Annotated in this window: 17 protein-coding genes; 11 read left to right on the plus strand and 6 right to left on the minus strand. The window is 55.9% G+C overall.

Annotated elements, in window-relative coordinates; translation table 11 throughout:
- Window positions 1-106 precede the first annotated feature (106 nt).
- From AAC019_RS04890 to AAC019_RS04940, 11 genes are all read left to right on the plus strand, one after another.
- The gene (locus tag AAC019_RS04890) at window positions 107-718 is read left to right on the plus strand and encodes a chorismate lyase (protein WP_339897458.1); all 612 of its coding nucleotides are present in this window, start codon (window positions 107-109) and stop codon (window positions 716-718) included.
- Window positions 711-1,580 (plus strand): 4-hydroxybenzoate octaprenyltransferase, encoded by an 870-nt coding sequence (ubiA, locus tag AAC019_RS04895; RefSeq protein ID WP_339897459.1) that lies wholly within the window; start codon window positions 711-713, stop codon window positions 1,578-1,580. Before AAC019_RS04890 ends, ubiA begins: the two co-directional genes overlap by 8 nt.
- A gap of 195 nt (window positions 1,581-1,775) precedes the next feature.
- The gene (gene phoB, locus AAC019_RS04900) at window positions 1,776-2,474 is read left to right on the plus strand and encodes a phosphate regulon transcriptional regulator PhoB (RefSeq protein WP_041521804.1); all 699 of its coding nucleotides are present in this window, start codon (window positions 1,776-1,778) and stop codon (window positions 2,472-2,474) included.
- A 31-nt stretch (window positions 2,475-2,505) separates the two neighbouring features.
- Complete coding sequence (gene phoR, locus AAC019_RS04905; protein WP_339897460.1) at window positions 2,506-3,792, plus strand: phosphate regulon sensor histidine kinase PhoR; 1,287 nt, start codon at window positions 2,506-2,508, stop codon at window positions 3,790-3,792.
- Window positions 3,793-3,875: 83 nt separating this feature from the next.
- Entirely contained in the window at window positions 3,876-4,862 is a 987-nt protein-coding gene (locus AAC019_RS04910; RefSeq protein ID WP_339897462.1) for a cellulase family glycosylhydrolase, read from the plus strand.
- 31 nt (window positions 4,863-4,893) lie between these two features.
- Entirely contained in the window at window positions 4,894-5,172 is a 279-nt protein-coding gene (locus AAC019_RS04915; protein WP_339897463.1) for a dihydrouridine synthase, read from the plus strand.
- An 8-nt stretch (window positions 5,173-5,180) separates the two neighbouring features.
- Entirely contained in the window at window positions 5,181-5,609 is a 429-nt protein-coding gene (locus AAC019_RS04920) for a hypothetical protein (RefSeq protein WP_041521807.1), read from the plus strand.
- Window positions 5,610-5,621: 12 nt separating this feature from the next.
- Window positions 5,622-7,451, plus strand: a complete 1,830-nt coding sequence (locus tag AAC019_RS04925; RefSeq protein WP_339897466.1) for a DUF885 domain-containing protein — start codon at window positions 5,622-5,624, stop codon at window positions 7,449-7,451.
- Between the two features lie 61 nt (window positions 7,452-7,512).
- Window positions 7,513-7,956 carry a hypothetical protein gene (locus AAC019_RS04930; protein WP_339897467.1) on the plus strand — a complete coding sequence of 148 codons (444 nt, stop codon included), beginning with the start codon at window positions 7,513-7,515 and terminating at the stop codon, window positions 7,954-7,956.
- A 93-nt stretch (window positions 7,957-8,049) separates the two neighbouring features.
- Window positions 8,050-8,994, plus strand: a complete 945-nt coding sequence (locus AAC019_RS04935; protein ID WP_339897469.1) for a diguanylate cyclase — start codon at window positions 8,050-8,052, stop codon at window positions 8,992-8,994.
- Window positions 8,995-9,055: 61 nt separating this feature from the next.
- Window positions 9,056-9,508, plus strand: a complete 453-nt coding sequence (locus AAC019_RS04940; RefSeq protein WP_339897470.1) for a DUF2147 domain-containing protein — start codon at window positions 9,056-9,058, stop codon at window positions 9,506-9,508.
- 27 nt (window positions 9,509-9,535) lie between these two features.
- On the opposite strand, the gene AAC019_RS04945 is transcribed toward AAC019_RS04940, so the two are convergent.
- From AAC019_RS04945 to AAC019_RS04970, 6 genes are all read right to left on the minus strand, one after another.
- Window positions 9,536-10,177, minus strand: a complete 642-nt coding sequence (locus tag AAC019_RS04945) for a putative glycoside hydrolase (protein ID WP_339897472.1) — start codon at window positions 10,175-10,177, stop codon at window positions 9,536-9,538.
- A gap of 77 nt (window positions 10,178-10,254) precedes the next feature.
- On the minus strand, window positions 10,255-11,121 hold the full coding sequence (locus AAC019_RS04950) for a MipA/OmpV family protein (RefSeq protein ID WP_339897473.1): 867 nt from the start codon (window positions 11,119-11,121) through the stop codon (window positions 10,255-10,257).
- On the minus strand, window positions 11,118-11,993 hold the full coding sequence (hslO, locus tag AAC019_RS04955) for an Hsp33 family molecular chaperone HslO (protein WP_339897474.1): 876 nt from the start codon (window positions 11,991-11,993) through the stop codon (window positions 11,118-11,120). The genes AAC019_RS04950 and hslO overlap by 4 nt, the downstream gene beginning before the upstream one ends.
- Before the next feature lie 69 nt (window positions 11,994-12,062).
- Window positions 12,063-12,470: a S4 domain-containing protein gene (locus tag AAC019_RS04960; RefSeq protein ID WP_339897476.1), complete on the minus strand. Its 408-nt coding sequence runs from the start codon at window positions 12,468-12,470 to the stop codon at window positions 12,063-12,065.
- Window positions 12,463-13,125, minus strand: coding sequence for a GMP/IMP nucleotidase (gene yrfG / locus AAC019_RS04965; protein ID WP_339897477.1), 663 nt, complete (start codon window positions 13,123-13,125; stop codon window positions 12,463-12,465). The genes AAC019_RS04960 and yrfG overlap by 8 nt, the downstream gene beginning before the upstream one ends.
- A gap of 92 nt (window positions 13,126-13,217) precedes the next feature.
- Window positions 13,218-14,291 (minus strand): efflux RND transporter periplasmic adaptor subunit, encoded by a 1,074-nt coding sequence (locus AAC019_RS04970; protein WP_339897478.1) that lies wholly within the window; start codon window positions 14,289-14,291, stop codon window positions 13,218-13,220.
- Window positions 14,292-14,293: the final 2 nt, after the last annotated feature.

The raw sequence follows: 14,293 nt of genomic DNA on the forward strand, positions 1-14,293 counted from the left end.
AATCTTGAATGTGCGAGGGTAACTCAGCAACGGGCAATTGTCCTGTGCTGATGCCCGCCACTGCTGTTAAAATGCTGCGCCTAACCCCAGCAGATCGAGGTATCGCTTGATTCAATCGCACGCGCTACAGTCACGTCCGGCGATATCGCCGGGCACACCCGGTCGATTTGCCCGGCGCGGGCTAGGGCTCTGGCAGCCTGCGGCACACGCGCTCAGCCCGCCGCCGGCGATAAAGCCCTGGCTGTTTGACGACGGCTCGCTCACCGCTAAGTTGCGCAAACGCAGCGCGGGGCAACTGCAGGTACAGGTGCTGCGCCAATACTGGGGGCAACCGACCCTGTCAGAGCGCCGCACACTGCAACTCGGCCGGGGTAGGGCGCTGATACGCGAAGTGCTGCTACTGGGGCCAAACGCAACGCCTTGGGTGTATGCCCGCAGCGTGTTTCCCGCAGCCAGCCTAACCGGGCGCTTGCGACACTTGCGCAAACTGGACAGCCGCCCGCTGGGTGGCTTTTTGTTTCGTCACCGTCAGCTAGGCCGCTCGCCCATGCAAATCGCCCAGCTACCACCACACGAGCGGCTCATCCCCCCCGCAGTTCAAGGAGATGATATGCTCTGGGGCCGACGCTCAACATTTTTTCTATTCGGTAAATCTTTGCTTGTCAGTGAGGTTTTTTTACCGGCGCTGCTCGACTCCCGGACCCAACACCATGACTAATCTCATTCTCGGCCGCTTAACACTCTACGCGCAACTGACCCGCCTAAACCGCCCCATTGGCTGGCTACTGGTACTTTGGCCCACCTTGTGGGGGCTGTGGCTGGCCGCCGACGGCAAACCGCCGCTGCATTTAGTGATTATTTATACCCTGGGGGCCATCGCCATGCGCTCGGCCGGCTGCGTTATCAACGACTTTGCCGATCGCAACCTTGACGGCCACGTCGAGCGCACCAAAGATCGCGTACTCGCCACCGGCAAGGTCAGCGTCAAAGAGGCTTGGGGGGTCTTTGCCGCTCTGGTGCTGCTGTCGTTTATTTTGGTGTTATTTACCAACACTCTGACACTTTACCTCGCCTTTGGCGGGCTGGCACTGGCGTGCTGCTACCCCTTTATGAAGCGCTACACCCACCTGCCACAAGTAGTACTGGGAGCGGCCTTTGCCTGGGGCATCCCGATGGCTTTTGCCAGTGTGCGCAACGAGGTGCCACAACAGGCCTGGCTGATTTATTTTACGGTACTGCTGTGGACGATTGTCTACGACACTTTTTACGCTATGGTCGATCGCGATGACGACCTGCGTATCGGTATTAAATCCACCGCCGTGCTGTTTGGCGATCAGGACCGGGTTATTACCGCCAGCCTGCAGGGGTTAGTGGTGATTGGCTTAGTGTTAATGGGTTCACGGTTTGAGCTAAACGCCCTGTACTACCTAGGGGTCGCTGTGGCGGCCGGGCTATTTATCTACCAGCAACGGCTTATTCGCTACCGCCAGCGCGGCCCGTGTTTTACCGCATTTCTCAACAATAACTGGGTTGGAGCCGCTGTTTTCGCCGGAATTATCGCCGGCCTGACCCAGTGGTAAACACCCGACTGTAAGGCGCCAAATCCGGGCCCTAATCGCGCGGTGGGTAAAATTTACCGCCAAACTGTCATAAATATGCAACAATTTATACATTAAATACGCTTGCAAAGAAGGGGACGCACCCGGCTGATAATGCCATCCGTTACCGCCGCTTCACTGATTATCCGCAATTGATGGAACACACAGGCAGGCAATATGACAAGTCGCACCATCCTTATCGTTGACGACGAATCCGCAATCCGCGATATGCTGCGTATCGCCCTCGAAATGGCCGAGTACCGCTGCTTAGAGGCAAGCAACGCGCAGGACGCACACGGGCTTATCGTCGATGAGAAGCCCGACTTAATACTGCTTGACTGGATGATGCCCGGCACCAGCGGTATCGAGCTGGCACGGCGCTTAAAACGCGACGAAGTAACCGCCAATATCCCCATTATTATGCTCACCGCCAAAGGCGAAGAGGACAATAAAATTCAGGGACTCGAAGTGGGTGCCGACGACTACATCACTAAGCCCTTCTCGCCACGAGAGTTAGTCGCCCGCTTAAAAGCGGTGTTGCGCCGCGCGGATCCTCACGCCAACAGCCATCAGCCCATTCAGGTTCAGGGACTATGCCTGGACCCCTCCAGCCATCGCGTCACCATCAATGATCGCGAAGTGGATATGGGGCCCACCGAGTTTCGCCTGTTGCAGTTTTTCTTGACCCACCAAGAGCGCGCCTACACCCGCAGCCAATTGTTAGATCACGTCTGGGGTGGTAACGTCTATGTCGAAGAGCGCACCGTCGATGTCCATATTCGCCGCCTGCGCAAAGCGCTAACGGTCGATCAGCACGAGAATTTGGTTCAGACCGTACGCGGCACAGGTTATCGCTTTTCAACCAAGGCCAGCTAACGCCCCACGCCGATACAGGACTGATACGATTTTGTTACAGGGATTCAATGCCGAGCTGAAACGCTTAGCCGTTATCTTTAGTATTGCCGTTATCATCGGCCTTCTGGTCGACCAGCTCGCCTGGACCTTAGTGCTCTTTGCCTTTTGGTACATCGGCTGGAGCCTGTGGCAAATGCTGCGCCTGAACATCTGGCTTACCGGCAACCGTAAACGCCAACCGCCCGAGGCTACAGGCCTGTGGGGCGAAGTCTTTGACGCAATCTATCATTTACAGCGGCGCCAAAAGCGCGAGAAAAAGAACCTGCAGGCCGTTATTAATCGCGTTCAGGAAACCACCTCGGCCCTGAAAGACGGTGTGATTTTGCTCGACTGGCGCGGCTACTTAGACTGGTGGAACCCGGCCGCCCAGCGTTTGCTGGGATTTTACAACTCCGATCAAGGCCAGTCGGTTATTAACTTTATCCGCCACCCGCGCTTTGTCGATTACTTTGAAACCGGCGATTACGCCGAGCCGCTAGACATTCCCTCGCCGCGCTTTCCCGACAAGCGCCTGCAGTTTCAAATCACCCGCTTTGGTAAAAACGAGCGCTTGATTGTGGTGCGCGACATCACCCAGATCTACCACCTGGAGCAAATGCGCAAAGACTTTGTGGCCAATGTCTCGCACGAACTGCGCACGCCGCTGACGGTGATTAGCGGCTACTTAGAAACCATGGCCGATAACAACACCATCCCCACCTGGAGCAAGCCACTAGAGCAAATGCAGCAGCAGTCCAAGCGTATGTCGCTGCTGATCAACGACTTAATCATGCTGTCTAAACTCGAAACCACCGACACTGGCTTTAATCAAAAACGCGTCGAGTTAGAGCCTTTGCTGCAAACGGTTAAGTCTGAGGCGGCCATACTCAGCGCCGAGAAAAACCAAACTCTAACGCTCGAGTGCACCGCCAAACTCAGCATTTTAGGCAATGAGAAAGAGCTGCACAGCGCCTTCTCAAACCTGGTGGTCAACGCCGTTAAATACACCCCCGAGGGCGGCAAAATCGCCATGCGCCTGTGGCGCAGCGGCCCGCGAATCTACTATTCCGTCAGTGACAACGGCGTTGGCTTTGACGCCAAGCATATTCCGCACCTCACCGAGCGCTTTTACCGGGTCGATGCCAGCCGCAACAGCGGTACCGGCGGCACCGGGCTCGGTCTGGCCATTGTTAAACACGTCCTGCTACGCCACGACGCCGAGCTGCAAATCAGCAGCGAAATAGGCAAGGGCAGCGTCTTCACCTGCGTATTACCCGTCAACGAGCCCCCACTGTCATAATTTTTTAACCTGAGGAGCCAACCGCCACTGCAATTCGGGTTAAACTGTAGCCAACCCGACATCAATGGACACAGACAGGTAGCATGAAACTCGCGGTTTTACTCGTCATCTCTTTTCTGCTCAGCAGCGCCCAGGCCGCCGACAAAGCCGCTCCGGCGACCTTTACCCTGGATGGCCGGCAGCTGCTGGATGCCTGCGGCGAACCCTTTGTTCCCATGGGGCCCAACCGCATGGTGTACTGGCTCGACCGCACCGGCCTGTCGAGCTTTAGCGAGATCGCCAAAACCGGCGCCAATACCGTGCGCATCGTCTGGACCACCGAGGGCAAACCCGCCGAGCTTAACGCGGTGCTTAAAAACGCCTTTAAGCAGCAGCTATTTCCCATTATTGAACTGCACGATGCCACCGGTGACTGGTCTAAGCTCGACTTGCTGATCAATTACTGGACTCAACCCGAAATAGCCGCCACCATCGCTAAACATCAACGCTACACCATCGTGAACATTGGCAATGAGGTCGGCGATAAAGTCCCCCTTGAGGAGTACACCGAGGGCTATATACGCGCTATTACCCGGCTGCGCGAGGCCGGCTACCGGGTGCCACTGATGATCGATGCACCTGGGTGGGGTAAAGATATCGACACTCTGCAAGCGGCCGGGCCGGCCCTAATAGCGGCCGACCCACAAAAGAACATTTTACTGTCGGTGCATATGTGGTGGCCCAAGATGTGGGGCTACGACGACGCGCGGGTGCGGGCCGAGCTGCAAGAGTCGGTGGACGCCGGATTGCCCTTGATCATCGGCGAGTTTGGCGACCGCTGGGACGACAGCGAAGGAGGGGCCATTCCCTACCGCACAATTATCAAAACCGCTCTGGAGCTAGAGATCGGCTTTTTACCCTGGTCGTGGGGCCCCGGTAATAAGCCGCAAAAGCACTTGGATATGAGCGATGACGGCACGGTTGAAGGCCTGACCGGCTGGGGGCGCGAGGTCATGCTCGATGAAACTTACGCGATTGCCCGCAACGCCAAGCGCACCCACTTACAAACCACCGGCGAGTGCGCGCCATAATCCACTCGCCGCGGTCATCATCGGAGCGACTATGAGCTTACCGGAAAACCAGTTGCGCAAAGACAAACGCAGCAACCTGCTGCGCCGCAACTACGAAAAAGTAAAACGTAAATACGCCGGAAAAATTCGCCACAAAGCGATCGAGCGCGCCCGCACCCGTATTTATCTGCACGGGCGCAAACCGGAAGATTACGAGCCCGACGTATTAGAAGTGATCGTTAAAGAGGAAGAGGATAAAATCATCAGCGAATACAAATCCCGCGGTATCGTCGCCCTGATTGCCGCGCTGGGTTTGAGCTTGTTTCCGTAGAGGCTCATATGTTTCGGTTTCTTGCTAAATCGGCGTTAGCCACCGTTATCTGGAAGCGTTATCGACGCCCGATTGTGTCGACGCTGATCCTTTTTATCAGTTATTTTTTTATCGCCATGGTCCACGGCGACTATGTCTCGTGGGCCACCACCACCGCCGAGCATCAGCACCTGTGGATCTCGTTTGTACTGAAGTGGCTGGCGCTGATCGGTGTGACACTGCTGTATTATTGGTACAACTCGCGCGCGATTGCGCACATCGATAAACAAGACGAAACCGAAGCCGAGCGCCATACGAGCAAAAAGTCGCGCCGCCCGCAAACCCCACCGCCAGAATCCGATGCCCCCGACCCGTTTGCGGCCATCCGCCAAAAAGACAAACTGCGCAGCCGCGCCGATGTGGCCATGGCGCAACACAAACAAAACCATAAACCCTAAACAAGGACATTTATGCGCTTCGTTAACGTCGCCCTTGTGGCTACGCTATTATTTTTTGTGCCTCCCGCCGCTCTGGCACAGTCACAAACAGAAGACGCCAAAGCCCGCGCCCTGTTTGAAACATTTTTTGAAGAGCAGGTATCGCTTAGCCCCATGTTTCAAACCCACCTCGGGCGCAAAACTCAATACGGCGAATGGGACGATATCAGCCCCGCGCAAACCGAGCTGTACTACCGGCTCTATCAAGATCAGCTGGCTCGCTTAGAGTCTCTCGATCTGGACAAGCTCAACCCGGACAACCAACTCAGCGCCGAGCTCATGCGCTTTGATTTAGAGCAGGACATCGACGGCTATCAGTGGCGCGATTACGGCTACCCGGTCAATCAAATGTTTGGCTGGCACGCCACCGTGGCCTCATTTTTAATTAATTCGCACCAAGTTACCCAGCTGAGCGATGCCACCGCCTATATCGCCAGACTTGAGGGGGTCGAGGCGCTCTTGACACAGTTAACCAAAAACCTCACCCGCCGCGCCCAACAAGGCATTCTCGCGCCGGCGTTTGTCTACCCCCAGGTGCGCCGCGACATCACCAATATCATCAGCGGTAAACCTTTTACCCCCGATAGCGACACGCAAAGCCCGTTGCTGGCCGATTTTAGCCGCAAAGTTGAGGCGTTAGACATAGCCCCCGAGCAGCGCCAGCAACTAATCGACAGCGCCAGTGAGGCGCTGCTTAACAGTGTCAAACCGGGCTACCAAGAGCTATTAAGTGTTTGGGATGAGCTGGCTAAAAAAGCCGATAACCGTGACGGGGTATGGAAGTTGCCAAACGGCGAGGCCTACTACCAATACACGCTGGCCAAAAACACCACCACCGATATGAGCGCAAGGGAAATTCATCAACTGGGGCTGGAAGAGGTCGCCCGTTTACACAAGGCCATGGAGACGGTAAAAAAATCCGTCGGCTTTACCGGCAGCCTGAATGAGTTTTTCAGCGCACTGCAGCAAGACCCGGCGCAGTACTATCACCCGGACGATAGCGCCGACAGCTCCAATGCCAGCGCGCGCGAGCAGTATTTGGCGGACACCCAGGCGCTGATCGATGCCATGCGCGAGCGGCTGCCGGAGCTGTTTGGCCATCTACCCCAAGCCACACTTAAGGTCAAAGCGGTGGAGCCGTTTCGCGAAAAGTCCGCCGGTAAAGCCTTTTACCAAGCCCCCGCCGCCGATGGCTCGCGCCCGGGTATTTACTACGTCAACCTGCACGACTTAAGTGCGATGCCGCGCTACCAGATGGAGGCGCTGGCTTATCACGAGGCTTTGCCCGGCCACCACATGCAAATCGCCATTACCCAGGAGCTAACCGACCTGCCGGCGTTTCGGCGCCACGGCGGTTACACCGCTTACGTCGAGGGCTGGGGACTTTACGCCGAACAGGTGCCCAAAGAGATTGGCCTGTACGCCGACCCTTACTCCGACTTTGGCCGCCTAAGCTTTGAGCTGTGGCGCGCCGTTAGGCTGGTGGTGGACACTGGCATCCACCAGTTTAAGTGGAGCCGCGAGCAGGCCATCGATTATTTTGTCGCCAATACACCTTTAACCCGTGACGATGCCCGGCGCGAGGTAGAGCGCTATATTGTGATGCCAGGGCAGGCCACCAGTTACAAGATTGGTATGAACACCCTATTGACGCTGCGCACTGAGGCGCAAAAGGAACTCGGCCCCGGGTTTTCGCTCAAAGCCTTCCACGATCAGGTGCTGGGCACGGGCTCACTGCCCCTAACCGTATTACAACGGCGCATCCGGCAGTGGCTGGCAGCGCAGTCGGACGCGACCCAGTGACGGTGGTACAATTGCGCCGCGCACCACTACAGATATCGATTTCGTTAGATTAAGAGGCTCTATGCATAAGATCATTCGCTCCGCACTCTCTGTGCTGCTCGCCACGGCTGCCCTCAACGCGCACGCCGATTTACAACAGCTGGGCACGGACTTTCGTACCATGATGTCCAACTACACGATCAACGGCGCCATCCAGCAACGCTGTGAGAATATCGAGCTTCCCAAAATCGAGCCCCGCCATGTGGTGGAAAAAGAAATGCAGAACAAACTGGGCATTCAAAACTACATCCAGCTGATGATTCGCATTAACCAGTCCGATGACAAAAAGAATGCTCTGGCCACCGTCGACAAACTGTGGGAGAACATCGATGGCTGTGATGATCCCAAACTCACAGCCGCACTGGGCCGTATCGCCGATGCCCACGCGGCGGCCTACAGCCGTTTTACCGAAGAGCCCGGGCTGGTGAAGCCCAAAGATATCCCGGTGCCAATGCGCCGTAACTGAGGGCTGTACACTAGTCCCTCAGGGATTTATTTGCCCTTGCGGTTAACTGGCATCTAAACTCACCTTATAACGGCTCTTAACACTGGATCCGCCATGAGTGATGCCCAAGACCTGCTGTTGGATATGATTGCAGCGCTGCCGGACCCGGTATTTATCTTAACCGAGTCCGGTCGTTATGCGGCAATTCTTGGCGGACACGATCGCCAGTACTACCACGATGGCTCACATCTGGTTGATTTCACCCTCCAAGACGTACTCCCCGGCGACAAAGCCAACTGGTTTCTACAGGAAATACGCACCACCTTGCAGCAAAATCGGTTGCGTATTCTTGAGTACAGCCTGGCCGGGCGAGATGTCGATGGCCTGCCCACCGATTCAGGCCCGGCGGGCGAGCTTTGGTTTGAAGGGCGCATTCAACCGTTACCCAACCTGATTAACGGCGAACGAGCCGTGGTATGGGTAGCCTCCAATATCACCGAACGACATAAGCTACAGGGCAAATTGCAGGCCCTTAGCGAAACCGACGAACTTACCGGCATTTGCAACCGGCGCAAATTACTGGCCGAACTAACGCAGCACTTTAATCAGTTTCAACGCTATGGAACGCCGTTGGCCCTGATGATCTTTGATATTGATTACTTCAAGCGTATCAACGATGAGCACGGCCACCTATTTGGTGACCAGGTGTTGTATGAGCTAGCGCAGCAATGCCACACGCAACTTCGCTCCGCTGACATTTTGGGGCGCTTTGGGGGAGAAGAGTTTGCCCTGGTACTGCCCAACACGGAACTGGAATCGGCCTTAACATTGGCCCAGCGCCTGCGCCAGCACTGCCAACAGCAAGTTTTTAACGGCCCCAAGGGCTGCGCTCAAATTACCATCAGCATCGGCATTAGCACGGCCAGTACCAGTGATGGCAATATCACCGATCTACTCAGACGCGCCGATGACGGCCTATATCGCGCAAAACACGCCGGGCGCAACTGCGTGCGACACCGACCGTGCGAGACTGGCAGCGCGCCGACGATGCTTCTATAGTTTATAGCGACGAGGCTAAGAGACTCTTAGCCCTAAGCTAACGATAACAGCGAGGCACCTTATGCGACACCTCCCTCACTTGCGCCTTTTTTTATTGCTTTTAACAGCGCTTAGCAGCGCCTTTAGTCACGCGGCGGCAGTCGAAGGGAACTGGATTACCATTGACGACCGCGATGGCAGCCGAAAAAGCATTGTGCAACTTGAGGTGGACAATACCGGCGAGCTCAGCGGTACAATTACCGAGCTGCTGCGCAAAGAGGCCAAAGGCTCGCTCTGTGAAAAGTGCCCCGACGACTTTAAAGACAAGCCATTAAAAGGGCTGACTTTTATGTGGGGTTTAACCCGCGAGGCCGAAGGTGAATGGGCGGGAGGCAGCATCCTCGACCCTAAAACGGGAAAAATTTATAAAGCCAAACTAGAGCTTAATGAAGGCGGCAACAGCCTCACAGTGCGCGGCTTTATTGGTATCTCGTTATTTGGCCGCAGCCAGACCTGGGAGCGCTACACACCCTAAGCCCGACCACTTCAAGGTCATCCCGCACTAGCTGTTGGGGACACAGCCCTCGTCTCCGGCAGCCATCGAGCCAATACTAATCTCGGCGACCTCCAGCTCCAGCGCCCCACTTGTGCCGATACTAAAGGGCGATACCACGTTAGCCAGATTGATGCCATTGGCGGCAAAACAGTCCAGCGCCAGGGGCAACGCCATCCACTGACCGCGGGGCATACTTTTAAGGTTATCCGCCACGTCCACTTCGGCCTCACAGGCCTCGCCGCAGCTCATTTTCACCATAACCGAGCTGGGCACTTTACTGTTTACCTTAAGCGCCACCAGCAGCTCGGCGGCTTGCTCAAACTTGGCTAAATCCACCTGACGGCCACTGATGCTGACGCTGCCCCACTTATCGCTGCGGCCCCACTGCAGCTTAATCGCCCCCGGAAACTGCTCGGTCGCGGCGCTGCTCATAGAGACCTTACCCTCTTTACTGCGGCCCTCATTGGCCTCAAGCGGCTGCCACCAGTTGCCAGGGTCAGACAGCACCCAATGCCACGCGTCGGGCGTCTGCCCCTTGGCAAAATAAATAAAATTAGGGTTGAGAGGTGCCTCGTCGGCGGACCAACATACCGCACTGATCAGCAGTGTCAGCACGGCCACTAAGCGCTGTGAATAGCGAAGAAACATGATGTCATCCTCAAGTTATTATCTATTATTGGATGAATAATCTTATGTCGGGTTAACAACGCTGTCTATTGCAGCGATTAAAAAATCACCCAACTAATGGCAAAACCGCCCATCACATTGTGCTCGGTCTCGACCAGCGGGCTATCTCGGAAATTAGTACCCTGCAAGTTTGAGTAACGCAAATAAAACGCAAACCAATAATCGCTAAAGCGCCGGCTCAGAGCCGTTTGGGCATTAAAGCCGTTGTAACCACTGCTGGCCTCGTAGGCGGGGCGCTCGGGCAGGGCGTACTCGGGTTTTACGGTGTAGTAGTAGTCGTGGTACTTACCCGAGGCAAACACAGGCCCGGTGCGTGCTGTCCACTTCCAGCCGCCTTTAATCGCCTGCCGGTAAATCAGCGAAGGGGTAGTCACCAGCCCGATGTACTCCGGCGAGCCGTCACCTAAGGCAACCACAGCGCGCACCGGAAAGCTCAGAGAAAAGCCCTGAGAGAAATCCGTACCGGTTAAATTAACGTTAATGGCCGGGCCCGCTTCCAGAGTGGAACCCAGTTCTTCCATGCCCTCACGCAGCTCGTTTTTGTCGCTGTCGGGGGTCACCGATACCGCCATACTGGCGGTCAGCTCGAGTGCTTCGGTGCGCAAAAAATCGCCGCGCAGGCCGTCGCCGTCGGTGCGAAACACCGGGCCGCGATACACCAGGTACGGAATCGGCGCAATATAATCGCGGTAGGATTCCGAGCCGCGGTAATCCGGCCCATAGAGACCGCCCACACCGATACCGGCCTCCCAGCGTTTTTCCGGCTCCTGCTTGATCAAAGTGGTTTTTTTCGCGCGCGCCGGCGCGTCAGTAACCGGTGGTTTTTGTTCAACCGTTTGCGCCTGAACCGTCAGCGCCAACAAGCCTCCCAGCAGTACACTTATGTTTTTCCAGGCGCAACTCAATGGAGTGTCCCCTGGCCAAACAGCGCGCGGATATCGGCCGCGTTATAGCGATACAGTTGATTGCAAAATTGGCAATCGATAGTGATTTCGCCTTTTTCGACCAACAGGTGCTCGACGTCTTCTTGCCCCAGAGACTTTAGCGCTTCGGCGCTGCGCTCGCGCGAGCAACTGCAGGCAAAGCGCAGTTCGCCGGGGCTAAACAGACGCAGCGATTGCTCGTGAAACAAGCGGTACAACAACTGCTGATGATCGATCCGCAACAACTCCTCGGATGATACGGTATCGGCCAGCGCTATGGTGGTGCGCCACTGGTCGGCGTTGGCCTCGGCACTGGCCGACAACTGCTGCGGCAGCGCCTGTAGCAATAAGCCCGACGCGGCGTTTTCATCGGCGGCCAACCAAAAGCGCGTCTCAAGCTGCTCACTCTGGCGAAAATAATGCTCTAAACAGCCGGCCAAATTATCGGCATCCAGCGGCACAACACCCTGATAGCGCTCGCCTTTGGCCGGGTCGAGAGTAATAGCTAGCACGCCGTGACCCAGTAAGTCCGACAGGCTGGCGGCATCGGCATCGATCTCGCCCTCGGGTGCCGGGCGTACGATCGCGCGAATCTCATTGTGATGACTGCACTCAGCCATCACTAACGATAGGGCGCCTTCACCGCGCGCCTGCAGGGTCACCACGCCATCAAACTTAAGCGTGCTGGATAACAGCGCTACCGCGGCGACAAATTCGCCTAACAGTGCCTGTACCACCTGGGGATAGTCGTTATGACTCAGAATTTCGCGGTAGCTGGTTCCCACCGTCACAATCTCACCGCGAATATCACAGTCGTCAAAAATAAAGCGGTGGAGTAAATCGTTGCTGATCATAGGGGTTCCAAAACTGACAAAAACAGACGCATTCGCGCGCCGGGTCATAGATAAAAGCTGTGTCGAGGGTTAGTCTGGCTCGTCCATGGTGCGCCGAAACCGGTGGATCTGGCGCCGCTCTTTTTTGTTGGGGCGATGATCACTGACAATAAAACTGCCCAGCCCCGCCTTGCGCTCGGCGGCGCGCTGCTCGCGCAGGGCAATGCTATCTTCCGTCTCGCGGTACAGCAGCTGTGCCTCGGGCGCACCGCGGCGTTTATCGGTCAGCGCCAACACCTCGACGGTTTTGTCATCCCAGCCCTGACGGATGGTCAGCATCATACCGACTTCCAGCTCGCGGCTGGGTTTAATACGTTGGCCGTCCGTCTGAATTTTACCACCTTCGATGGCCGTTTTGGCGAGACTGCGGGTTTTAAAAAAACGCGCCGCCCACAGCCATTTATCGACCCGCACCCGGGTGCTGACAGGCTCACCCACGGGGCGCCTCCGGCATAATCTCGCTAAAGTGCTCAATCGCGGGGTAGCCCTCAATACGCCGCGCGATCTGGCTGTCGGGTTGATGAATCGCCAACAAATGAGCAATGCCATAGTCGCGGGCCGAATCCAGCACCCGTAAGGTGTCGTCGACAAACAAGGTGCGGGCGGGGTCAAATGGCTCGCGTGCCGCCAGGGCGTGCCAAAACTCCTGAGCCTCTTTAGCGTGGGAGAACTCGTGGGAGGAGACAATCAAATCGAAGCGTTTATCGATCTGTGTCACCTCAAATTTAAGTGACATACTTTGCGGGTGAGCGTTGGTGACTAACATCACCTGTTTGCCGGCGGCGCGCAGCCGGTCGAGAAACTCTTCGGTGTGCGGCCGTATCTGAATTTTGTGCTTAATTTCTTCTTTTAGCGCCCGGATATCCAACTCCAAAGCGTCGGACCAAAACTCCAGACAGTACCACTGCAGGCTCCCCAGGTGCTCATCGATACGCTCGGCGAGCTTGGCGCGGGCGATTTCAAAGTCGACCCCGTGAATTTCACTGTAGCGCGCCGGCAGATGATGCAGCCAAAAATAATTGTCAAAGTGCAGATCGAGCAAGGTACCGTCCATATCCAGCATAACGGTATCAATAGCTTGCCAATCGATCATGGTGTACCTCTAGAGTTGAGCAAAAAGCTAAAAAAGTAAGGGCGCAGCACCGCTCGCGACGCCTCGAGGGTAACGCCCAAACCCTGCGGGCGTTACTGCCGTTTGATTTTATCACTTTCAGCCAGCCCAGATACAACCTCGATGTTAATCCCATCCGACAAGCCCACCTCAATCTCGCGGCGCTCAAACTGCTGCGGCCCGGTCTGCACCTCGACGAAGTACTTATCGTCTTCGATCAGGAGGTTACTTTCGTTGATCGCCAGCACATCCTCGCGCTTGTCCAATACGATGTCGGCGTTGGCGCTGTAGTTAGCCCGCAAGAATAACTTGTCCGATAAAATCACCGCCGCGCGGATCTCAAACTTAATGGTGCCCTGATCGTCCTGCCCCTGCGGAGAAATATACTCCAGCTCGGCCGAGAAGGGCTCACCCTCCAGCGCGCCCACGTCCAGTACCAGCTCCATACCCTCGCGAATCTTGCCCACTTCGGCTTCGTCCACCAGGCCCTCAAAAATCATGTCGGTCATATCGGCCAGAATGGCCACCGTGGTGCCGGCGCCATAGGTACTCGACTCAACGATAAACGCGCCCTCTTTGTTCGGCACATCCAGAATCATGCCGTCCGCGGTGGCACGAATTCGGTTAGATACCAAATCGGACTGACGGGTCGCGCCCTCACGAATAAGCAGCAGATTGTTTTCGGCCGAGTGCATAGCCTCTTTGGCCAACTCGTACTCCAGACGATACTTATTGTAAGCCGAGACCGATACCAGCTCTTGCTGCAGCAAATTCTTTTGCCGATTGAGCTCTTCCTCGGCGTTTTCAAAGCTAATGCGAGCGCTTTCCAGCTGCGATTCGGCGTGGTTTAACGTGACCATATTTGGCGCCAATGTGATTCTCGCGACCAAATCACCTTTTTTAACGGTTTCGCCTGCGGTCACGTACAGCTCCTCCACCACCCCGGAGACCTGTGAGGTAACATTGACCTGCTTGCGCGGTATCACTTTACCCGTGGCCACCGTCTTTTTCACAATGTTGGTGACAAAGGGTGAATCCGTTTCATACACTACTGGCTGCTCTTGTGACTTTTTGTACAAAAACACCGCCGTGCCAATAAACAACACCGCCACCAACAGCAATAAAACAATTCCAAAAAATTTTTTCATGA

Source organism: uncultured Gilvimarinus sp. (assembly GCF_963975215.1).
Taxonomy (GTDB): Bacteria; Pseudomonadota; Gammaproteobacteria; order Pseudomonadales; family Cellvibrionaceae; genus Gilvimarinus.